The 21,218-nt window shown below is 66.4% G+C and carries 24 protein-coding genes; 6 read left to right on the top strand and 18 right to left on the bottom strand.

The window, feature by feature from the left end:
• Nucleotides 1-142: 142 nt before the first annotated feature.
• Together AC1MLZ_RS11745 and hisC are read right to left on the bottom strand one after the other, a co-directional pair.
• Nucleotides 143-1,051, bottom strand: a complete 909-nt coding sequence (locus tag AC1MLZ_RS11745; RefSeq protein ID WP_480958619.1) for a prephenate/arogenate dehydrogenase family protein — start codon at nucleotides 1,049-1,051, stop codon at nucleotides 143-145.
• Nucleotides 1,051-2,160 (bottom strand): histidinol-phosphate transaminase, encoded by a 1,110-nt coding sequence (gene hisC, locus AC1MLZ_RS11740; RefSeq protein WP_480958618.1) that lies wholly within the window; start codon nucleotides 2,158-2,160, stop codon nucleotides 1,051-1,053. Before hisC ends, AC1MLZ_RS11745 begins: the two co-directional genes overlap by 1 nt.
• Nucleotides 2,161-2,532: 372 nt before the next feature.
• On the opposite strand from hisC, the gene metX reads away from it, so the two are divergent.
• The 4 genes from metX (at nucleotide 2,533) to AC1MLZ_RS11720 (ending at nucleotide 5,180) form a co-directional block, all read left to right on the top strand.
• Nucleotides 2,533-3,684, top strand: coding sequence for a homoserine O-acetyltransferase MetX (gene metX, locus AC1MLZ_RS11735; protein WP_480958617.1), 1,152 nt, complete (start codon nucleotides 2,533-2,535; stop codon nucleotides 3,682-3,684).
• On the top strand, nucleotides 3,681-4,115 hold the full coding sequence (locus AC1MLZ_RS11730; RefSeq protein ID WP_480958616.1) for a GNAT family N-acetyltransferase: 435 nt from the start codon (nucleotides 3,681-3,683) through the stop codon (nucleotides 4,113-4,115). Before metX ends, AC1MLZ_RS11730 begins: the two co-directional genes overlap by 4 nt.
• On the top strand, nucleotides 4,112-4,699 hold the full coding sequence (gene metW / locus AC1MLZ_RS11725; protein ID WP_480958615.1) for a methionine biosynthesis protein MetW: 588 nt from the start codon (nucleotides 4,112-4,114) through the stop codon (nucleotides 4,697-4,699). The genes AC1MLZ_RS11730 and metW overlap by 4 nt, the downstream gene beginning before the upstream one ends.
• A gap of 94 nt (nucleotides 4,700-4,793) precedes the next feature.
• Nucleotides 4,794-5,180 carry a response regulator gene (locus AC1MLZ_RS11720; RefSeq protein WP_480958614.1) on the top strand — a complete coding sequence of 129 codons (387 nt, stop codon included), beginning with the start codon at nucleotides 4,794-4,796 and terminating at the stop codon, nucleotides 5,178-5,180.
• On the opposite strand, the gene AC1MLZ_RS11715 is transcribed toward AC1MLZ_RS11720, so the two are convergent.
• From AC1MLZ_RS11715 to AC1MLZ_RS11690, 6 genes are all read right to left on the bottom strand, one after another.
• Nucleotides 5,170-6,702 (bottom strand): sensor histidine kinase, encoded by a 1,533-nt coding sequence (locus AC1MLZ_RS11715; RefSeq protein ID WP_480958613.1) that lies wholly within the window; start codon nucleotides 6,700-6,702, stop codon nucleotides 5,170-5,172. The two genes, AC1MLZ_RS11720 and AC1MLZ_RS11715, sit on opposite strands and share 11 nt — an antisense overlap.
• Before the next feature lie 5 nt (nucleotides 6,703-6,707).
• On the bottom strand, nucleotides 6,708-7,319 hold the full coding sequence (gene ssb, locus AC1MLZ_RS11710; RefSeq protein WP_480958612.1) for a single-stranded DNA-binding protein: 612 nt from the start codon (nucleotides 7,317-7,319) through the stop codon (nucleotides 6,708-6,710).
• An 8-nt stretch (nucleotides 7,320-7,327) separates the two neighbouring features.
• Nucleotides 7,328-9,202: a ferrous iron transporter B gene (gene feoB, locus AC1MLZ_RS11705; protein WP_480958611.1), complete on the bottom strand. Its 1,875-nt coding sequence runs from the start codon at nucleotides 9,200-9,202 to the stop codon at nucleotides 7,328-7,330.
• Between the two features lie 9 nt (nucleotides 9,203-9,211).
• The gene (locus AC1MLZ_RS11700) at nucleotides 9,212-9,487 is read right to left on the bottom strand and encodes a FeoA family protein (RefSeq protein WP_056053729.1); all 276 of its coding nucleotides are present in this window, start codon (nucleotides 9,485-9,487) and stop codon (nucleotides 9,212-9,214) included.
• Nucleotides 9,488-9,669: 182 nt separating this feature from the next.
• The gene (locus tag AC1MLZ_RS11695) at nucleotides 9,670-10,323 is read right to left on the bottom strand and encodes a COQ9 family protein (RefSeq protein ID WP_480958610.1); all 654 of its coding nucleotides are present in this window, start codon (nucleotides 10,321-10,323) and stop codon (nucleotides 9,670-9,672) included.
• The gene (locus AC1MLZ_RS11690; RefSeq protein ID WP_480958609.1) at nucleotides 10,320-11,261 is read right to left on the bottom strand and encodes a DMT family transporter; all 942 of its coding nucleotides are present in this window, start codon (nucleotides 11,259-11,261) and stop codon (nucleotides 10,320-10,322) included. Before AC1MLZ_RS11690 ends, AC1MLZ_RS11695 begins: the two co-directional genes overlap by 4 nt.
• 117 nt (nucleotides 11,262-11,378) lie before the next feature.
• Here AC1MLZ_RS11690 and AC1MLZ_RS11685 point away from each other — a divergent pair, with 117 nt between their 5' ends.
• Together AC1MLZ_RS11685 and AC1MLZ_RS11680 are read left to right on the top strand one after the other, a co-directional pair.
• Nucleotides 11,379-12,467 (top strand): alkene reductase, encoded by a 1,089-nt coding sequence (locus tag AC1MLZ_RS11685; protein WP_480958608.1) that lies wholly within the window; start codon nucleotides 11,379-11,381, stop codon nucleotides 12,465-12,467.
• Between the two features lie 244 nt (nucleotides 12,468-12,711).
• A complete protein-coding gene (locus tag AC1MLZ_RS11680) occupies nucleotides 12,712-13,206 on the top strand; it encodes a hypothetical protein (RefSeq protein WP_480958607.1) in 495 nt (164 codons plus the stop codon).
• 268 nt (nucleotides 13,207-13,474) lie between these two features.
• On the opposite strand, the gene AC1MLZ_RS11675 is transcribed toward AC1MLZ_RS11680, so the two are convergent.
• The 10 genes from AC1MLZ_RS11675 to AC1MLZ_RS11630 form a co-directional block, all read right to left on the bottom strand.
• Nucleotides 13,475-14,290 carry a DUF1206 domain-containing protein gene (locus tag AC1MLZ_RS11675; protein WP_480958606.1) on the bottom strand — a complete coding sequence of 272 codons (816 nt, stop codon included), beginning with the start codon at nucleotides 14,288-14,290 and terminating at the stop codon, nucleotides 13,475-13,477.
• Between the two features lie 425 nt (nucleotides 14,291-14,715).
• Nucleotides 14,716-14,913, bottom strand: a complete 198-nt coding sequence (locus tag AC1MLZ_RS11670; protein ID WP_480958605.1) for a DUF4169 family protein — start codon at nucleotides 14,911-14,913, stop codon at nucleotides 14,716-14,718.
• Nucleotides 14,906-15,451, bottom strand: a complete 546-nt coding sequence (locus AC1MLZ_RS11665; protein ID WP_480958604.1) for a GNAT family N-acetyltransferase — start codon at nucleotides 15,449-15,451, stop codon at nucleotides 14,906-14,908. The genes AC1MLZ_RS11670 and AC1MLZ_RS11665 overlap by 8 nt, the downstream gene beginning before the upstream one ends.
• A 13-nt stretch (nucleotides 15,452-15,464) precedes the next feature.
• A complete protein-coding gene (ribH, locus tag AC1MLZ_RS11660) occupies nucleotides 15,465-15,887 on the bottom strand; it encodes a 6,7-dimethyl-8-ribityllumazine synthase (RefSeq protein ID WP_426283299.1) in 423 nt (140 codons plus the stop codon).
• On the bottom strand, nucleotides 15,887-17,056 hold the full coding sequence (gene ribB, locus AC1MLZ_RS11655; protein WP_480958603.1) for a 3,4-dihydroxy-2-butanone-4-phosphate synthase: 1,170 nt from the start codon (nucleotides 17,054-17,056) through the stop codon (nucleotides 15,887-15,889). Before ribB ends, ribH begins: the two co-directional genes overlap by 1 nt.
• Nucleotides 17,040-17,651, bottom strand: a complete 612-nt coding sequence (locus AC1MLZ_RS11650; RefSeq protein ID WP_480958602.1) for a riboflavin synthase — start codon at nucleotides 17,649-17,651, stop codon at nucleotides 17,040-17,042. The genes ribB and AC1MLZ_RS11650 overlap by 17 nt, the downstream gene beginning before the upstream one ends.
• On the bottom strand, nucleotides 17,651-18,610 hold the full coding sequence (ribD, locus tag AC1MLZ_RS11645) for a bifunctional diaminohydroxyphosphoribosylaminopyrimidine deaminase/5-amino-6-(5-phosphoribosylamino)uracil reductase RibD (protein WP_480958601.1): 960 nt from the start codon (nucleotides 18,608-18,610) through the stop codon (nucleotides 17,651-17,653). Before ribD ends, AC1MLZ_RS11650 begins: the two co-directional genes overlap by 1 nt.
• Before the next feature lie 20 nt (nucleotides 18,611-18,630).
• Entirely contained in the window at nucleotides 18,631-19,086 is a 456-nt protein-coding gene (locus AC1MLZ_RS11640) for a hypothetical protein (protein ID WP_480958600.1), read from the bottom strand.
• Entirely contained in the window at nucleotides 19,047-19,712 is a 666-nt protein-coding gene (locus tag AC1MLZ_RS11635) for an energy transducer TonB (RefSeq protein ID WP_480958599.1), read from the bottom strand. Before AC1MLZ_RS11635 ends, AC1MLZ_RS11640 begins: the two co-directional genes overlap by 40 nt.
• 436 nt (nucleotides 19,713-20,148) lie before the next feature.
• Nucleotides 20,149-21,090 carry an electron transfer flavoprotein subunit alpha/FixB family protein gene (locus tag AC1MLZ_RS11630; protein ID WP_480958598.1) on the bottom strand — a complete coding sequence of 314 codons (942 nt, stop codon included), beginning with the start codon at nucleotides 21,088-21,090 and terminating at the stop codon, nucleotides 20,149-20,151.
• Nucleotides 21,091-21,218: the final 128 nt, after the last annotated feature.

Genomic DNA, 21,218 nt, shown 5'->3' with positions numbered 1-21,218 from the left:
TCCTCCACCCCGGCGGAGGCCGGGGCCCAATTGGGGGACGTCAATGATGTGCGTTGCGAACCGTTACTCCGGCCTACCCAATTGGGCCCCGGCCTCCGCCGGGGTGGTAGCGTTTGGAGCAAGCGCAATCGCAAGCACCCCCTCAACTGTGCGTACGGCCGAAATCCTGGACGTCGTCGTCCTGCCCCTGCTCGACGATGCTGCGGCGGATCGCACGGGTCCGCGTGAACAGGTCGAACAGCGCGTCGCCGTCGCCCCAGCGGATCGCGCGCTGCAGGTGACTCAGATCCTCCGAGAAGCGCTGGAGCATTTCCAGTACCGCCTCCCGGTTGTTGAGGAATATGTCGCGCCACATCGTCGGGTCGGACGCCGCGATCCGCGTGAAGTCGCGGAAGCCGCCGGCCGAATATTTGATGACCTCGGACTGCGTCACTTCCTCCAGGTCGCCTGCGGTGCCGACGATCGTGTAGGCGATCAGATGCGGCAGATGGCTGGTGACGGCGAGGACGCGGTCGTGATGCTCGGGCGCCATCGTCTCGACCTGCGCGCCGAGGCGCCGCCAGAATTCGGAGACGCGTTCGACCGCGACCGCATCCGCGCCCTCCGGCGGCGTGACGATGCACCAGCGGTGGCGGAACAGCGTCGCGAAGCCGGCTTCGGGGCCGCTGCGCTCGGTGCCAGCAACAGGGTGCGCGGGGATCACGGTCGCGTTCGGCAGCGCTTCCGTGAGTGCGCGGACGATTTCGGCCTTGCAGCTGCCGACGTCGCTGACGACCGCATCGGCGGGGAGTTCTGCCGCGAACTCACGCGCGACCTCGCCCATGATGCCGACGGGTACGCACAGGATCACGAGGTCCGCGTCGATCACCGCCGCCCCCGCCGAATCCGCGACGTCGTCGCAGAATTGCAGCCGGTCGGCGGTCTCGCGGACGCTCGCATCGGCATCGTAGCCGGTGACGCGGACCGTCGGCATCGTTTCCCGTACTGCGCGCGCCACCGACGAGCCGATCAGTCCCAGCCCGATGATCGTGACGCGCGCGAACGGCAGCATCAGGCGTTGTCGACCAGATCGCGCAGCGCCGCGGTTACGCCGCGCGTTTCCTCCTCGGTGCCGATCGTGATGCGCAGCGCATTGGGCAGACCCTGACCCGGCAGCCAGCGGACGATGTAGCCCGCCTCCATCAACCCGTGATAGGCGGCGTCGGCGGTCAGCTTGCCCTCGAACAGCACCAGCACGAAGTTCGCCTTCGACGGCACCGCGCGCAGACCTGCATTGCCCATCTGCTCGATCTGCTCGACGAACCAGCCGCGCCACGTGTCGTTATGTGCGCGCGTTGCGTCGACGAAGCCGGTGTCGGCGATCGCGGCGACTGCCGCCGCCTGCCCCGCGGTGGTCACGTTGAAGGGCGCGCGGATGCGGTGCATGGCATCGATGATCGACGCGCAGGCATAGCCCCAGCCGATCCGCTCGGCGGCCAGCCCGTGGATCTTCGAGAAGGTCCGCGTGACGAGCACGTTCGCCTCGGTCATCGCCAGTGCCAAGCCCGCATCGTCCTCCTCGGGCGAGAGATACTCGGCATAGGCCTGGTCGAGCACGAGCAGCACCGACTTTGGCAATCCGGCATGCAGCCGCGCGACTTCCGCACGCGGGGTGAATGTGCCGGTCGGGTTGTTCGGATTGGCGACGAACACGACACGGGTGCGCTCGGTGACCGCGGCGAGGATCGCGTCGACGTCGGTCGCATAGTCGCGGTCATCGACGATGACGGGCTCGGCACCGACGCGGCGCGTGGCGATCTCGTAGACCGCGAAACCGTAGCGGACGTGGATGATCTCGTCACCGGGACCCGCATAGGCGCCGGCGATAAGATGCAAAATTTCGTCGGAGCCGGTGCCGTAGATCACGCGCGCGGGGTCGAGGTCGTAATGCGCCGCGAGAGCCTCGCGCAGTTCCGCCGCGCTCGCGTCGGGATAGCGTTCCAGCGTCCGGTCGGCGGCGTCGAACGCCGCCTTTGCGGCAGGGCTGGTGCCGAGCGGGTTCTCGTTCGACGACAGCTTGATCACCTTGCGGCCATCGTCGGTCGTCGACCGGCCGGGCGTGTACGGCGCGATGCCCATGATCCAGGGCTTTGGCGCAGGGGCGGGCGTGATGTTTGTCATGGCCGCGGGACATAGCGGGCGGTGTGGCGCGGTGGCAAATCTTTGTGCGTCGGGGGGCAAAAGGTCGGCAAAGATCGATGCCCCCCTTCTCCCGTCATCCTGACGAAAGTCAGGACCCAGGGTAACAAGCGGTGACGTTCATGGCTCTGGGTCCTGACTTTCGTCAGGATGACGGTGTGGTTCGAACGATCCTCCCCCGTCAGGGGGAGGTGGCGCCTTAGGCGACGGAGGGGGAGGGTGACGCAACATCGGTTACCCTTTCCTCCCCTTCCGTCTGGCAAGGGCCAGCCACCTCCCCCTTGCGGGGGAGGATCGAGGAGGTGGACGACCAGCGCGCTGGCATGACGGCGGGCGCTTATGGTAGCGCGCGGCATGCTCGACACGCCTGCCATCGACCCCAGCACCGACCACAGCACCGACCAGCGCTTCGGCCTCGCCCGGCGCGTCACGTTGCCGGGGCCGCTCAGGCTCGATGGCGGGGTGCTGCTGTCGCCGGTCGATATCGCCTACGAAACCTACGGTACGCTCAACGCCGACGCTTCGAACGCGATCCTGATCTGCCATGCGCTGACCGGCGACCAGCACGTCGCGTCGAACCACCCGCGCACCGGCAAGCCCGGCTGGTGGACGCGGATGGTCGGCGAGGGCAGGCCGATCGACCCCGCGCGGCACTTCGTCATCTGTGCGAACGTGCTCGGCAGTTGCATGGGCTCGTCCGGCCCCGCGACGATCAATCCGGCCACCGGGCGGCCCTGGGCGATGGGCTTCCCGGTCATCACGATCCGCGACATGGTGCGCGCGCAGGCGATGTTGCTCGATCATCTCGGTGTCGAGGTACTCCACGCGGTGGTCGGCGGATCGATGGGCGGGATGCAGGCGCTGAGCTGGCCTGCGACCTTCCCCGACCGCGTGAAGGCGTGCGTCGTGATCGCCTCGACCGCGCGGCACACGGCGCAGAACATCGCGTTCCACGAGGTCGGGCGCCAAGCCGTGATGGCCGATCCGAACTGGCGTGGCGGCGAGTATCACGACGATGCGGCGCCGACCGCCGGGCTCGCCGTCGCGCGGATGGCGGCGCACATCACCTATCTGTCGGAGGCGGGGCTGACCGAGAAGTTCGGCCGTCGCCTCCAGGCACGCGATGCGAAATCGTTCGGGTTCGACGCTGATTTCCAGGTCGAAAGCTATCTGCGCCACCAGGGGCTCGCGTTCACCGACCGGTTCGATGCGAACTCGTACCTCTACATCACGCGCGCGATGGATTATTTCGACCTGGCCGAGGAGCATGGCGGGCTGCTCGCCAACGCCTTCCGCGCGACCAAGTCGCGGTTCTGCCTCGTCAGCTTCGACACGGACTGGCTGTACCCTACCCCTGAGTCGCGCGCGATCGTCCAGGCGCTCAACGCCGCGGGCGCCCCGGTCAGCTTCGTCGAGCTGTCGAGCCCGTACGGCCATGATGCGTTCCTGCTGGAGGCGCCGGATATGAACCGGGTCGTCGACGGCTTCCTGAGGGCTGGCCGATGAAGATTATCCTCTCCGACGACGCGAGCCGGTTGCAGGTCGACCGCATCCACGGTTGGCTGGCGAGCAGCTACTGGTCGCCGGGAATCGAGCGAGGTCTGGTCGAGCGCGCGATCGCCGGATCGCATTGTCTCGGCGCGTACGAGAGCGACATCCAGGTCGGTTTCGCGCGGATGATTACGGATCATGCCACCTTCGCATGGCTTGCAGACGTGTGGGTCGAGCAGTCTGCGCGAGGGCAGGGGCTCGGGCGGCGGATGGTGAGCTGGTTCCTGGAGCATCCGTCGTTTGCCGGGTTGCGCAGGGTCGGGCTCGTCACCGCCGATGCGCACGGCGTGTATGCGGACCTAGGCTTCCATCCTCTGGTCCGCGCCGATCGCTACATGGAGAGGCTGGCCCCCGGTCTCGCTGAGCAATTACGGGCCGCGCCATGACTCTCCGTACCGATCTCGCCGTCATCGCTGAAAACGTCGCGCAGGGCAGTCGCGTGCTCGATATCGGCTGCGGAGACGGGGCGTTGATGGCCGCACTGCGCGACACCCGCGACGTCGATGCACGCGGGTTGGAAATCGATGCGCGTAACGTGGCCTCGGCGGTCGCGCGCGGGCTGTCGGTGATCCAGGGCGATGCGGATATCGATCTCGCCGGCTATCCCGACGCGAGCTTCGACTACGCAATCCTCAGCCAGACGTTGCAGACCGCACGCGCCCCCGACCTCGTGCTCGATCACCTGCTGCGGATCGGCCGGCGGGCGTTCGTCAGCTTCCCCAATTTCGCGCACTGGCGGGTGAGGTTGTCGCTGCTATGGGGCGGGCGGATGCCGGTCACTCGGCAATTGCCCGAGAGCTGGTACGACACGCCGAACATCCACCACGTCACGATCGACGATTTCCGTGCCTTCGTTAAGGCGCGCGGAATCATCCTCGAGGATGCCTGGTTCCTGTCGGGCAACAAGCGCACCGGCGCAGGGGGCGCCAATCTGCTTGCCGAGCACGCGGTATTCCTGCTGCGGCGGTAATGGTGCTGCAATAAAAGTGACACTATTTAGCTGAATACTGATTGAGATCAGTATCGCGGCGGAACTGATTGGTCGGCGACCGGTTAACACGGCGATGACCAAGACCGCCCTCATTGTCGAAGACGAGATCTTCGTCGCGCTCGACCTCGAGCGTATCCTGATGGATGCCGGCTATGGCGTCGTGGGGATCGCGGCGGATCGCGACAGTGCGATCGCGGCGGCACCGGGCTGCAACTTCGCGTTCGTCGACATCAACCTGCGCGACGGACCGACCGGGCCGGAGATCGCCAAGCGGATGGCAAACGACTACGGCGTCAAGGTTGTGTTCGTGACTGCCAATCCCGCACAGATCGGCGATGCGGAGTGCCTGGGATACATCCGCAAGCCATTCAGCGATGCCGCAATTCTCGCCGCTGCTGCTCTGGCCTGCGACGATGAAGCCGGAACGCACGACGACGTCATTCGCGTCGTCAGCGGCTGAACGCAGCTTTCGGTATCGTCAGGTCGACGATCAGGCCTGCATCGTTCCAGGTCCGGTTCACACTGCCGCCCAACTGACGCACGGCGCTCATTTCGATCAACTGCGTGCCAAAGCCTGCCGGCGTGGTCGGTTTCGTCACGACCGGGCCGCCTTGTTCGCACCAGTTCAATGTCACCGTGTCGTCGTTTGCCGCCACGATGATCTGGACCGTTCCGAGTTCGGTTGCCAGCGCGCCGTATTTGGTCGCGTTGGTGGCTAGCTCGTGGAACAGCAACGCGAGCGGCGTGGCCGAGCGATCGTCGATCGTCACGTCGTCACCCATCACGCTCAGACGCGCGCCGTCGATCCGCTGATACGGCTCGAACAATTCCTGCAACAGGCCGTGCAGGCTGTTCTGCGCCGCGGTCGGACGCGAGTTGGCGCTGTGCGGGCGGACGAAGTCGTGTGCGCGGCCAAGCGCGTTGATCCGGTGACGCAGGTCGTTCGCAATGCCCGCGAACTCTGGCTTTCCACGCGCGGAGAAGGCGATCAGCCCCGCAATCACTGCGAATATGTTCTTGATGCGGTGGCTCAGCTCCTGGCTGATGACCTCGCGCTCTTCATAGGCGAGCTTCTGTTCGTGGATGTCGGTGCACGTCCCGAACCAGCGCTGGATCGCACCGCTTTCGTCGCGGACCGGCAGCGCACGGCCGAGCACCCAGCGGTACGTGCCGTCGAAATGCCGGAGCCGGTATTCGATATTATAGGGTTCGCCGGTGTCGAGCGAGTGGCGCCAGGTTGCCCAGGCACGATCCTGATCTTCCGGGTGAAACATCTCGTTCCAGCCTTCGCCGTCGGTCGTACCCGCAGGAGCACCGGTGAACTCGTACCAGCGCGCGTTATAGTAATCGTGGAAACCGTCGGGCTGCGTCGACCACACCATCTGCGGCATGGTGTCGGCGAGCGTGCGGAACTTCAGGTCGCTCGCCTCGAGCGTACGACGCGCCTCGGCCTCGGCCATTGCCTGCTCGCGCGCGGTACGGCGATCGTCGAGGCGTCCCATCGCCGCCTTCGCCAGCAACGTCATGCCGTCGCGCTGGAACCGGGTCAGCCCCTCGCGCGGATCGGGTGCGAGCACGCAGAGTGCGCCCAGGGGCACGCCTTCGCTGGAGACCAGAGGCGCACCCGCATAGAACCGCACATAGGGCGGCCCGGTCACGAGCGCATTGTCGACGAAGCGCGGATCTTCCTGCGCGTCGGGCACCTCCATAACGTCATGGTGGTGCATCGCATGTGCGCAGAACGACATACTGCGCGGCGTCTGTTCGAGATCGGTGCCGGTGCGCGATAGGAACCGCTGATATTCCTCCTCGACCAGGCTCAATAACGCAACCGGCGCGTCGCAAAGCTCGGCCGCGAACGCCACGATGTCGTCGAGCTGGCCCTTCGCGCGCGCGCCGGCGACGTCGTAGGCCGAGATCACGCGGGAGCGCTCGGCCTCGTCGAACGTGGCGGTTTTTGGAACGGAATACAGCGTCGTCATGGAGATCAGAACGGCACGTCGTCGTCGAGATCGTCCGAGAAGCCGCCAGTCTGGCCGAAGCTGCCGCCGCGTGCGCCGCCACCGCTACCGCCACCCGAAGGCGCGCTGCCACCACGACCGCCACCGCCACCGCCACCGCCGCCGCCACCGTAACCGCCACCCGACGAGCCGCCGCCGAAGTCGTTGCCGCCACCACCGCCGGCCCAGTCGTCGCCACCGCCGCGGCTACCGCCGCCGCCGCCTGCACCACCGCCTGCGCCGCCGTTCGGGCCGTCGAGCATCGTCAGCACGCTGTTGAAGCCCTGCAGCACGATCTCGGTCGAATATTTGTCCTGGCCCTGCGCGTCCTGCCACTTCCGGGTCTGGAGCGCGCCTTCGATATAGACCTTCGAACCCTTGCGGAGATACTTCTCGGCGACGTTCGCGAGACCTTCGTTGAAGATCGCAACCGAATGCCATTCGGTCTTTTCCTTGCGCTCGCCCGACATCTTGTCCTTCCAGGACTCGGATGTCGCGATGCGCAGATTGACGACCTTGCCGCCGTTCTGGAACGCCTTGCTCTCCGGGTCGCGACCCAGATTGCCGACGATGATGACCTTGTTGACGCTGCCTGCCATGATGCCCCTCAGAGGCCGGCGAACACCGCCAGCCAATATGTGATTCCGGCCATGATGTAGGCGGCGGCGAACAAATAGCCAACCATGAACGCCGGCCATTTCCACCCATTGGTCTCGCGACGGGTGACGGCGATGGTCGAAATGCACTGCGGCGCGAACACAAACCACATCAGGAAGGCGAGCGCGGTCGGCAGGCTCCAGCGGCCGCGCAGGTTCTCGACCATCGCCTTGCCGCCCTGGTTGCTGTCGGGATCGTCGATCGCATAGACCGTGCCGATTGCCGCCACGGCCACCTCACGCGCGGCCATCGCCGGGATCAGCGCGAGGACGATATCGCGGTTGAAGCCGATCGGCGCGAACACCGGCGCGATCCCGTTGGCGATGCGTCCCGCGACCGAATAATCGACCGCCGATATCTTCGGTGCCCCTGCGGGCTGTTCGGGCGGCTTGGGGAAGCTCAGCAGCACCCACAGGATGATCGTCGAGGTCAGGATGATGCCGCCGGCGCGCTTCAGGAAGATCTGCGCGCGGCTCCACAGGCCGATGCCGACGTCGCGCCACTGCGGCCACTGGTATTTCGGCATCTCCATCATGAAGCCCGACGACACACCCTTGGTCACCGTCCGACGCAGCACCAGCGCGGCGACGAACGCGCCGACGATGCCCATCACGTACAGTCCGAGCATGACGATGCCCTGAAGCCCGACGAACGGCAGGATCTTCGTGTTGGGAATGAAGGCACCGATGATGAGCGTGTAGACCGGCAGGCGCGCGGAACACGTCATCAGCGGCGCGATCAGGATCGTGGTCAGCCGGTCCTTCTCATCGTCGATCGTCCGCGTCGCCATGATGCCGGGGATCGCGCACGCAAAGCTCGACAGCAGCGGGATGAACGCGCGGCCGGACAGCCCGACGCTCGCCATCACCCGGTCCATCAGGAACGCCGCACGGACCATGTAGCCGCTCGCTTCGAGGACGAGGATGAAGAGGAACAGGATCAGGATCTGCGGCAGGAACACGATCACCGCACCGACGCCTTTGATCACGCCATCGACCAGCAGCGAGCGGAGCAGCGAATCGGGCACTTCGGCGGTGAGGAACGCCTGGAGCGCGGTGAAGCCCGCATCGATCGCGTCCATGAACGGCTGTGCCCAGCTGAACACCGCCTGGAACATCAGGAACATGATCGCGAGCAGCAGGATCGGCCCCGCGACGGGATGCAGCGCGACCGCGTCGAGCATGTGCGTCCAGCGGCGGACGGTCGTCTCGGACACGGTCGCCGCAGTGGCGATCGTACGCGCGCGGCGCTGGAGCGTGACGATGTCGTCCTGCACGCTGCCGTCTGATTTCCGCAGGCGCATTGGCCCGTTGACGACGATGCCCGAGAGGGCGGCCTTGAGTTCGTCCAACCCACGCTTGCGCACCGCGACGGTGGGGATCACCGGCACGCCGAGTTCGCGCTCCAGGATCGCGGGATCGAGCTTCAGGCCGTCGCGCTCGGCGAGATCGACCATGTTGAGCGCGACCACCACCGGCAGGCCGAGCGCGATCAACTGGAGCGTGAAGCGCAGGTGATTGTCGAGATTGGCGGCGTCGACGACCACGACCAGCGCGTCGGGAAGTCGCTCGCCGTCCTGCGTGCCGGTGACGACGTCGCGCGTGACACGCTCGTCGGGGGAGGAAGGTTCGAGGCTGTACGCGCCGGGCAGGTCGACCAGTTCGATCGGCCGCCCGTCGTCGAGCATCAGCCGTCCGACCTTCCGCTCGACCGTGACGCCGGGGTAATTGCCGACTTTCTGCCGCGCACCCGTCAGCGCGTTGAACAGCGCGCTCTTGCCGGCATTCGGATTGCCGACCAGCGCAACCAGCGGTGCTGCGTTCATGCTATAGGGTTATTCGGCGGCCGCAGGCATTGGCGAGACGTGGATGGCGCCCGCGACGGCGCGGCGGAGCGCGACGGTCATGCGGCCGATCCGGCAGGCGATCGGACCCTGGCCCAGCGTCGCGCGGTGCAGGACCTCGACATCGACACCTTCATCGAAGCCCAGTTCGCGCAGTCGGCGTGCTTCCGGCCCTGCAAGACGCGCCCATTCGATTGCGGCAACGGTGGCATGCTGCTTGCGCGGCAGTGTTTCGAGGCTGACGGAACGATCGGGGCGAGTGTCCATGATGCGACTGATTATCAGTAACGCCGATGAAAGGGAAGCCCTAAGCCGCGCGAACGAGCTCTAACACTCCGTCATCCTGACGAAAGTCAGGATCCAGAGCCACATGCGGAGGCGTTTATGGCTCTGGATCCTGGGTCGAGCCCAGGATGACGAATCTTGGTAGTCGTCCCGCGCTCAAACCTTCACGCCGTCGGATAGCGCAGGCGGCCAACGAATCGCGACAGGCTGAAGCCGTGCTCGGTCCGCTTGAGGAAACCGGCCTTGGCCTTTTCGAACTGCATGATCCCGTTGATGCGCCGCGCTAGGAACGCGCGCGTTTCTGCGAGGCCTTCGCTTTCGTCGTCGAGGAACACGGTGACCGTTGATGCATACACGCCGAGCAGGATCGTCCGCTTGGTGTAGTAATTATAATCGGTCGCGACGTCGCCGGCCGCGCGCCAGATCGTGTCGACGCTCCGCCAGCCGAGCCGCGTCGCCTTTGCCAGGTTCTGCGGAAGCGCGAGGATCGCCACCGCACGTCGCAGCGATTCGCGATCGATCACCGTTGCATCGAGCCGCGCCTCGACCAGCGCGGTGATCTTCTCGCGGATCTTCATCAGTGCGAGCCGCTCGGGCGGCACTGCGGTCAGCATCACGCCGTCGATATGCGCGAACCACGCATCGATCATGTCGACCGGGCCGTCCTTGAACGCCAGTGCCGCGACGTCGGTGTCGATCCCCTCGGCCTGCGCGGCCATGTCGCGCGCGGCGTCGCTCCAGCCGTCGAACGCCGCGTTGGAAGCGATGCCGGGCGCCAGCAGAGCGCGGATTTCGTCGAGCGTAAGGTCCTGGGTCATACCGTCTCCTGCCGTTCAAAATCAGGCGTATCAAGCGCGTCTTCAAGAGGTAACGCTTCGGGGCCGGGCCCCTGGCGGACGAGGACCAGCGCGACCGCCACCATCACGACGCCGACCAGGTCCGCCGTGCCGAGCCGTTCGCCGTACACCAGCCAGCCGACCAGCCCTGCCACCACCGGCTGGATCAGCAACGCGATCCCGATCACCAGCGGCGTGAAGCGACCGAGCGCATAGATCATCAGCCCTTGGCCGAGCACCTGGCTGCACAAAGCCAGCCCGATCAGCGGACCCCAGTGCGCCGGCAGCACGCGCTCGCCCATCGCCAGCGCGAACACCAGCAGCGGCACGATGCCGGCGAGCGTCGACAGCGTCAGCGCGGAAACCGGGGCGAGTGTCGCCCGCGCGCGCGCCATCAGGATGAAATAGACGGTGTAGAGCAGCCCTGCGAGGAGGCAGAACAGATCGCCCGCGAGGTTCTTCGCATCGAGCTGGTACGAGCGTCCGAGCAGCAGCGCGCCACCCGCCGCTGCCAGGGCCAGCGCGAACCCTTGCGTCCGCGTCGGCCAGCTTCGCACGATCAGGAAGCCGTAGATCGGGAAGATCAGCGTCGCGACATTGCCGAACAGCGTCGCATTGGCGAGCGTCGTGCGGAGGATTCCGAGGTGCCAGGTGCCGAGGTCGGCCGCGAAGCACACCCCGCCCGCGAGCAGCCCGGCCCACAGCTTCCACCCGAGCCGCATCGGCCGCGCGCCCTGCTGGACCGCGAGCACGACCAGGAACGGCACCGCCAGCGTCAGCCGCCAGAACCCCGCCGCGACCGGCCCGACCTCGGTCGCGCGCACGAACCACGGCCCGAATGCGAGTGCGACGTTCGCCACCACCAGCGCGGCGAACGCGACCAGGCCCGGCGCGGCGCCCGGCACTGCGACAGTCTTCACGTCCGCCGTCAAACCGTGCGGCGTATCGGGCACGCTAGATAATGTTTGCGGGGCGGGGCGATGCATGCCGCCCTGTAGCCTCCTATCTTCCGCCCGTCAGGCCAATAAGGAGCTTCCATGCCTAGCCTTTTCGATTCCATTACCCTTGGCGCCGTCGCCGCGCCGAACCGCATCATCATGGCGCCGCTCACCCGCGGGCGTGCCGACAGGGATGCCGTTCCGACCGACATGATGGTCGAGTATTACACGCAGCGTGCGAGCGCCGGCCTGATCATCTCGGAGGCCACCGGTATCAGCCGCGAAGGCCTTGGCTGGCCGTTTGCGCCGGGCCTGTGGACCGATGCGCAGGTTGCCGCCTGGAAGCCCGTCACCGACTCGGTCCACGCCGCCGGTGGCCGGATCATCGCGCAGCTGTGGCACATGGGTCGCCAGGTCCATTCGTCGGTGATCGGCATGCAGCCGGTCTCGTCGTCGGCAACCGCGACCGAAGGCCAAGCGCATACGTTCGAGGGCAAGCAGGACTTCGAAGTCGCGCGTCCGCTCGAAACCAACGAGATTCCGCGCCTGCTGAACGATTACGAGCTGGCGACGAAGAACGCGCTGGCGGCAGGCTTTGACGGCGTCCAGATCCACGCCGCGAACGGCTATCTCATCGACCAGTTCCTGCGCGACAACGCCAACAGCCGCACCGACGAATATGGCGGCTCGATCGAGAATCGCGTCCGTCTGCTGCGCGAAGTCACAGAGCGCGTCATCTCCGTTGCCGGTGCCGACCGCGTCAGCGTCCGCCTGTCGCCCAACGGCGATTCGCAGGGTGTCGACGACAGCAATCCCGAGCCGCTGTTCACCGCCGCTGCCAAGGTCCTCTCCGATCTCGGCATCGCCTTCCTCGAACTGCGCGAGCCCGGCCCCGACGGCACGTTCGGCAAGACCGACGTGCCCAAGCTCAGCCCGGCGATCCGCAAGGTCTTCAAGGGCGTGTTGGTCCTGAACTCGGACTTCTACACGCTGGACAAGGCGCAGGCCGAACTGGACAAGGGCGATGCCGACGCGATCAGCTTCGGCCGTCCGTTCATCGCCAACCCCGACCTCGCCGAGCGCCTGCGCGACGGTGCGCCGCTCGCGAAGGACGATGCGAAGACGTGGTACAGCCAAGGGCCTGAGGGCTATATCGACTACCCCGCGCTCGAGACTGCGAACGCGTAAGCTGTGGCGGTTGCGGGGCCGGCTTGAAAGGTCGGCCCCGCAACAACTCCAACCGTCACCCCAGCGAAAGCTGGGGTATCCCTTGTGGCTCGCGACGTTCGCACCACGGTGAGATCCCAGCTTTCGCTGGGATGACGGAGGGGGGCGCCGCGTGATGGCGTGGAGCCCCTAGTCACCGGTGCCGCCATCGCTTAGCAGCGCTCTTCCGCGCCGCATGGGCGCACCGGTGACTACAGGATATGCAATGACCGACGGCTGGCCGAGTGGCGGCAGGGGAACGGGGCCGCTCATGCCGGGCACCGCCGACCGCGCCGCGCGGCGGGCGGAGGAGCGGGCCACGGACCGCGAACAGCGCGCCAAGGAGCGGCTGGCCGCCGCCGAACAGCGATCCGAGTCGCGCGCCGCCGAGCGTGACCGTCAGTCCCAGGAACGCGAACGCGCCCGCGAAAGCCGGCGTGTCGAGGAGGATCAGCGGATCAAGGCGCGGCTCGATGCTCCGCCGACCAACGACGTCGAGGCGCTCAAGATCTCCAAACGCCGCCGCTCGGGCGCTCTCGCGCGCAGCGGGGAGGAATCGAAGACCGACCGCGACACGCGCAGCTACAAGACGATCGTCGATACCGCGCGGATTCGCACGCTCGCCGATCGCGGTGCGTCCTTGTCGGGGCTCGCCGGCGCGTTCGGCATCACGGTCGAAGAAGTCGAGGCGGCGTTGCTGGAAACTGCGCCCCAGGACTGAAGCCCGTCTGGCGGCGTGGTTGTCGCCCGCGAGCCACTGCCTTGCCGCGTCGATTTCAAGAAACGTCCGGCAGTTTTCCGCCTTCAGATAGCGTTCGGTCTGGAGCTTGGCCAAATGCGACGCGAGGGCCGCGGCGATCGGCGCGGACGTTACCTTGAGCGCCCTGGGCATCATCGCCTCCAACGCATCGATCACCTTCAACGGCTGGTCGTGTACATGCCGCCGTCTACTAGCATCGGCATCTTGACGATGGGCTGCCAGCTCACTGTCAATCGGTCCCCGGCAGGTTGACATGAATCCGCCGGAAGCGTGCCTCGACCAAGCTGTATGCGCCGAACAGCGCCAGACCGATCCCGGTAAGCACAAGCAACCACTTGCCGCCGGGTTGCGATTGCAGCCGCTCCAGCGCCTCGGCCACCCCGCCCGCGTCGCTCGCATGTGCGGTCCACGCCGCCAGCCCGAACAACCCGGCGACGATCAGGAACACGATCGCGCGCGCGCCGTAGCCGATCCGGCCCATCGTGCAGACATAGCCCGGCGCAGGCGCATCGCCGCGCAGGTCGTGGATGAAATCGCCGCGCCAGGCCTTCTGCGCCTGCTGGAACGCAGCGACCAGCACGCCGATCGCGACCGCGCCGACCAGCAGTCGTCCGGCTGGCTGGTCGAGCAGCAACGCGGTCCAGTCGCGTGCGCTCTCGTCGCCGGGCGAGACGGCGGCGTCGCGCGATCCCGTCTTCGCGGCGAGCTTGGCGGCCGTCCAGGCGAGTATCAGATGCGCAATCCCGCTGACGACATGGCCGATCCGCCTGAGGCTGCCCTTGGCATCGCGGCCGATCTGCTCCGGGTTCGCCGCGGCCTCGGTCAGCCGCCAGACTGCGTAACCTAGCAGCCCGGCGGCAACGATCGCGAGCAGTACCGGGCCGAACGCTTCGTCGGCGATCGATCCGATCGCGCCCTGGTTGTCGGCGATCTTGCCACCCCGTAGTGCCGCGTCGACCGCGAACCAGCCGACGAGGATATACACCACGCCGCGCGCGGCAAAGCCGAGCTTGGCAAGCCACGTCGCATTCGCATCCGAAATCATGACAGCCCCTTTGTTACGGGGGCATAACGGCGCAACGCGCGTGACGTTCCTGTGGTGAGGCGGTTGAGGACGGCTGGGGGCGGCTAATCAAGATTTGTTTCCCCGCAAAGGCGGGCATCCAGCCTGGGCTCCGGCCTTCGCGGGAGAACAAGGAAGGGCATCGTGCTGCGCAACTGCCTACACGTACTTGCTCGAAGGGCACAGGCAGCGTGGTTATCGAAGGCGGCGGGGCTCGGGGTTTGATGGCCGAGATGCCTTCCGGTTCAGTCAAAGCTATCACCACTCCCGCCGTTCCGTGTCCGCCCCGTCCGTCGCCTATGGCGCCACCTCCCCCTGGCGGGGGAGCATTGGAGGTTGGACGTTGGTTCGGTCTGGCGCCCGCAAGGGAGGGACCCGTAACGGCTGTCGGAACGGTGAGGAGAAGGTTATTCCCCGAACGTGTCGGAGGTGGAATCGAGCTTGGCGCCGTCCAAGGTCTTCTCGATCCGCGCCTTCGCAGCAGCGTCCGCCGCCTTCTCCACCGCAGTCCGCCCGAACAGCCTGCGGTTCTGATCCGCCTTCGCCGAAGCCTCGTCGCGAGTCCGCTGCTTCCGAACGCGGCGCAGGTTGATCACGTCACCCACGCCCTGCTCTCCGTACCCGCCAGTCGGCAGCGCTCTGGCCCCAATCGTCCACCGTCAGCGCTTCGAGCGGCGGGGGGAGTGTCGTTCGACCGCGATTGCTCGATCCGAGCCGTTGCGCGAGCGCGATCGACTCGGCGTTGTCAGGCGCGATGGTGTGGGTGATGTCGGTCCAGCCGAGCACATCCACCGCATAGTCGATAGTTGCCGCCGCAGCCTCGCGCGCAAACCCGCGACCGGCGAACTGCGATGCCAGCCCCCAGCCGATCTCCGTACCCGGCCAGCCTTCGGGCTGCCACGGACCGACGTGGCCGATCCATTCGCCGGTATCGCGCAGCGTCACCGCGAACATCGAGAAGCCGCGAATGCTCCACGCGCCGGCCATCGCGCACAGCCCACGCCATGCGACGCTGCGCGCCTGAACGCCGCCAAGATGGCGCATCGTCACGGGATCGGCGTGGAATGCATACCACGCTTCGGCATCCTCCGGCCCGAGTGGCCGAAGCAACAGGCGCTCCGTCAGGAGCACCGGAGCGGTCATGCCTGGAACGGGGTCATGCGATGAAGCGGTCCTTCAGCGCCAGCATCGCCAGCGCCGCGTTGGCCGCGCCACCGCCCTTGTCGCCCTCGGTCGGACGTGCGCGGGTCAGTGCCTGCGCTTCGTTCTCGGTGGTCAGGATGCCGTTGCCGATCGGCAGGCCGTCCATCGTCAGTTGCATGATCCCGCGTGCGCTCTCGCCTGCGACGATCTCGAAATGATAGGTCTCGCCGCGGATCACGACGCCGAGCGCGACATAGGCGTCGAACGTCTCGCTCTCGGCCGCCAGCGCGATCGCGCCGGGGACTTCGAGCGCGCCGGGCACGGTGATCGTCTCGTGCGTGTGGCCGGCGGCTTCGATCGCGGCCTTTGCGCCTTCGACGAGCAGGTCGTTGAGGTGATCGTAGAACCGGGCTTCGACGATGAGGAGATGCGCCATCAGTTCGGGCTTTCTTCTGTATCCAGGGATGCGATGCGCCGCTCGCCGACGATCGACAGGCCGTAACCGTCGAGCCCGATCAGCGTATGGTGCGTGTTGGTGATCAGCACCATGTCGTGCACGCCGAGTTCGGTCAGGATCATCGCGCCGACGCCGTAGTCGCGCAGTTCCTCCATGTCGGGCGTGATCTCCGCCCCCGCCTTCTTCATCACCGCGGACGTGAAGGTGTTGCTGCGTGGCCGGCTGATGACGACGATCACGCCGGCGCCTTCGTCCGCGATCATCTGCATCGAACGCGCGAGGATGCGGCCACGATCGCCCGATTCGCCGAAGATGTCGGCAAACGGCGACAGCGCGTGCATGCGGACGAGCGTCGGCTTGTCGGGATCGATCTTGCCCTTGACCAGCGCGACCTGCTCGGTGCCGGTCGCCTTGTTCCAGAACGTCAGCGCGGTCCAGTCGCCTCCCCATTCGGAGGTGAACTTCGCCTCGGCGCGCTTCTCGACGAGGTGGTCGTAGCGGCGGCGATAGGCGATCAGATCGCGGATCGTGCCGATCTTGACGTTGTGAAACTGCGCGAAGGTGACGAGGTCGTCCATCCGCGCCATCGTGCCGTCCTCGTTCATGATCTCGCAGATCACGCCCGAGGGGTTGAGCCCGGCAAGCCGCGCGACGTCGACCGCCGCCTCGGTGTGGCCAGCGCGGATCAGTACGCCGCCGTCGCGCGCGACCAGCGGGAAGACGTGGCCGGGGGTGACGATGTCCGGCTTGCCCTTGGTCGCATCGACCGCCACCGCGATGGTGCGCGCGCGATCCGCCGCGGAGATGCCGGTGGTGACGCCTTCGAGCGCCTCGATCGAGACGGTGAAGGCGGTCTCGTGCCGCGTGCCGTTGTTGCGGCTCATCAGTTCGAGCCCGAGTTCCTCGGTGCGATCCCTGGTGAGCGCGAGACAGATCAGGCCGCGACCGTATTTGGCCATGAAGTTGATCTTCTCCGGCGTCGCCATCTGCGCGGGGATGACCAGGTCGCCCTCGTTCTCGCGATCCTCGTCGTCGACCAGGATGAACATCCTGCCATTGCGCGCCTCGTCGATGATCTCTTCGGGCGACGACAGGTAACCGTGCTTCAGGCGCCCCAATTCGGCGGTACGTTCAGCTGGCTTTGACACGGTAATGCTCCATGCGTTGGAGATAGCGGGCGAGGACGTCGATCTCGATATTGACCGACTGTCCCATCTGGATCGTCCCGAGCGTGGTGACCGCCCAGGTATGGGGGATGATGTTGAGGCCGAACTCGACCCCGCCGTCGATGTCGCTGACCGTGTTGACGGTCAGCGAGACGCCGTCGACGGTGACCGAACCCTTGGGCGCGATGAACGGCGCGATGTCTGCGCCGGCGCGGATCGTGACGCGGTGCGATCCGCCTTCCTCCGCGAGCGCGACGACAGTGCCGAGCCCGTCGACATGGCCGGTGACGATATGGCCGCCGAGCTCATCGCCGAGCTTCATCGCGCGTTCGAGGTTGAACTTCCGGCCCTCGGTCCATTGGTCCTTGGCGGTGCGGCTGATCGTCTCGCCGGAGACGTCGACCGCGAACCAGTTGGGGCCTTTATCGACCACCGTCAGGCAGACGCCCGAGCAGGAGATCGATGCGCCGAGATCGACGGTGGCGGTATCATAGGCGGTGCTGATGACCACACGCGTATCGCCAGGCGATTCTACGCTGGTGACAGTGCCGATGTCGGTAACGATTCCGGTGAACATTATGCCTCGTTTCGTTCGCGCTCGTAGACCTCGAGCCGGTCGCTGCCAAGTTGTCGCGCATCGACCGGTGCCCAGCGACGATGTGCTTCGGCCAGGTCCGGGAGGCCGATGTCGCGGAGTGCGTGCTTGCCGCCGCCGATCAGGATCGGTGCGCGGTAGAGGAGGAGCCGGTCGACCAGATCGGCCGCGAGGAACGCCGACGCTACGGCCGCGCCGCCCTCGACAAGGATATGGTCGACGCCGGGAAGGGGGGCGATGGCGTGCGGCGCAGCGATGACGGTCCAACCGGGTAGGTCTTTGACGGTCGTGGATAAAAGCACGCGCTTCGGCTGGCGCGCTTCCAACCCCGGCAAGCGCCCGTCGAGTTGCGGCGTATCGGCGTCATATGTCCCGCGACCGACGAGGATCGCTTCGTGCCGACTCCGCTCCAGATGCGCGTGGGCGCGCGCGTGTGGACCGGTGATCCAGCGACTCGATCCGTCAGGCATCGCGATGCAGCCGTCGAGCGATGTCGCAAGCTTCAGGGTGACGTGGGGGCGGCCAAGCGCTTGCCGGGTGAGAAAGCCAGCCATCGAACGGCGGGCCTCGTTCATGCCGACGCCACGCGCCACCGTGACGCCGGCAGTCTCAAGCCGGGCAAACCCCTGGCCTGCCGTTCGTGCATCCGGATCTTCGAGGGCAGCAACGACGCGCGATACGCCTGCCTCTATCAGCAACTCGCTACACGCTGGCCCACGCGGGGACTGATGAGCGCACGGTTCCAGCGTAACGTACGCCGTAGCCCTCCGAGCCTTCGCGCCAGCCTCGGCCAGCGCCATCGCTTCGGCATGCGGACGACCACCCGGTTGTGTCCAGCCACGCCCGACGACGCGGTCGTGCTGCACGATCACGCAACCGACATTGGGATTGGGCGCGGTCCGTCCGCGACCTCGTTCGGCAAGTGCCAGCGCGACACCCATCCAGCGCGCGTCAGCCCGGGTCAGATCCCCATGGCCTTCAGCTTGTCGTCCAGCCGCTTGAACGAAGCGCGCGTTTCGTCCTCGCGGGCCTTCTGCTCGGCAAGCGCCTTGGCCTTGATCGGCGCGTCGATCTTCTGTTGGGCGATAATCTGCGCATCGGTACGATCCGCGGGCCATTGCTCGACATAGATGATCTTCGGGCGGTATTCCTTCTCGACGTACGAATCCTTCATGAACGCGTAGATCAGGAAGCTGGTGACACCGAGCGCGGCGATGAGAAACAGGAGCTCGTACGGCCGGCGCTGGCTAAGGAAGAGCCGCAGGTCCCGGTATGCGACGATCGGCGAAAAACGACTGAAAAAGCCCATGTCGCGCAAGATAGGGGTGCGGAGCCGGCTAGGCCAGCCCCGCACCCTCAGGTTTAGTTTCCGGGGCTTTAGTTCTGGAGGACAAACGTCAGCGACATCGATCGCCATGCCTCGACCGGGATGCCGTCGCGCGTGGCCGGCTTGAACCGCCATTTCGCCAGCGCACGGTCCAGGGTTGCGCGGTAGAAGGCGTCTGTGGTCGCGCTGACCCGCTCGACCTGCTTCACGCGGCCGTCGGTGCCGACGAGTACGCGGACGACGACCTTCCCCTCGCGTTCGGCACGGCGTTCCTCGGATGGATAGCCCGGCTGGAAATCGGCGGCGTAGCGTGGGTCGATGCCGGGTTGGACGAACAGCGGCGGCAGTTTCGGCGGATCGACTGCCACGGTGCCCGTTCCGGTGCCTTCGACTCCGACCGGCGGCGTGTACGGGAGCGGATCGGGGGCGACCGTGAAGCCGTTCTCCGTGCGCGTCGGCACCTGCGGGATCGGTGCATCGGGACGCGGGGCAGGGCGCGGTTGCTGGCGGATCAGCGGGTCGGCGGGCGGGGTTGGCGCGGGCGGCGGTGGCGGGGTGTACGGCACATAGGTTATGAGTGGCTTGCCGGGCACGAACGGCAGCACGTGCGGGGCTGCAAAGAACAACGCTCCGATCACCACGCTATTGACGGCGAGCGCGACGCCAAGGCTTCCGGGATTGAATCCGCCCGTCCGGTTCAGTCGATCCGCGTACATTTTCCGTCTCCCCTGCATCTCCTCGAGGATGGCGGCGAAATAGATACCGCCATTTGGGATGGTACATCATTACATTTTGAGAGCAAGGGATTCGGGACAGAAGGGCGAGCGGTGACGGACACGTCCGCTGGAGGCGCGGTGCCAAGTTGGAAAGGTCGTGGTAAGGGAGCGGATACATCGTTCCCGCGACTGGCTCGGACCCTTGCCCGGGGTTGCATGCATCGGATGCGATCGATCAATCCCTGGGACGGGGATCGGCAAGTCCGTCGGGCAGACGTGACCCTTATCAGATACAAGACCGGGCGGTGCGACCGAAGTCACACCGCCCGTTCGTGGCACGCGACGCGGGAGTAAATCCCGCGTCGTCGGTCGGCGCTGGAGCGCCGCCAGCCGGGCTTGCTGTTGCGCTCGGCTTCGCCTTGCGCAGCGGCGTTGCCTACAGCTTCGCCGTCAATTCCGGCACGATCTTGAACAGATCGCCGACCAAGCCGATGTCCGCGACCTGAAAGATCGGCGCGTCCTCGTCCTTGTTGATCGCGATGATGACCTTAGAGTCCTTCATGCCGGCGAGATGCTGGATCGCGCCCGAGATGCCGACTGCGACATAGACTTCCGGGGCGACGATCTTGCCGGTCTGGCCGACCTGATAGTCGTTCGGTGCGTAGCCTGCGTCGACCGCCGCGCGCGAGGCGCCGACGCCGGCGCCGAGCTTGTCCGCCAGCGGATCGATCAACGCGTGGAACTGATCGCTCGAGGCGAGCGCGCGGCCGCCCGAGACGATGATCTTCGCGCTGGTCAGTTCGGGGCGCTCGTTCTTGGCGATCTCAGAACCGGCGAAGGTCGACAGGCCCCGATCCGCACTAGCGTCGCCGGTCGAGGCGACCGCTTCGATCTCGCCCGAGCCACCCTCGGTCGCGGCCTTGGCGAAGGCCGTGCCGCGGACCGTGATGACCTTCTTCGCGTCCGACGACTGGACCGTGGCGATCGCGTTGCCGGCATAGATCGGCCGCGTGAACGTGTCTTCACTTTCGACCGACAGAATGTCGCTGATCTGCATGACGTCGAGCAACGCTGCCACGCGAGGGGCGATGTTCTTGCCGTGCGTGGTCGACGGCGCGACGAACGCGTCGTGATGTCCCATCAGCTCGACGATCAACGGCGCGACGTTCTCGGCGAGCGCATGCGCGAACGCGGCGTCGTCGGCGACGTGGACCTTGCCGATACCGGCGATCTTGGCGGCTTCGGCAGCGACGCCGTCGACGCCTTGGCCGACGACCAGCAGGTGCACTTCGCCGAGCTGGCTTGCCGCGGTTACGGCAGAGAGCGTGGCATCCTTGACGGCCTGACCGTCATGTTCGACCCATACCAATGTCTTCATATCATCAGCTCCTGCATTCCCTTGTCCGTTCGCCCCTTGTCCGTACGCCTTGGGCGAAGTCGAAGGGCATCTCCCGCGTCGGTGCTTCGACTTCGCTCAGCACGAACGGGGGTGGGGATCATCCCCAG

Source organism: Sphingomonas sp. PEI4 (assembly GCF_056679955.1).
This window is presented reverse-complemented; position numbering and strand designations above follow the sequence as displayed.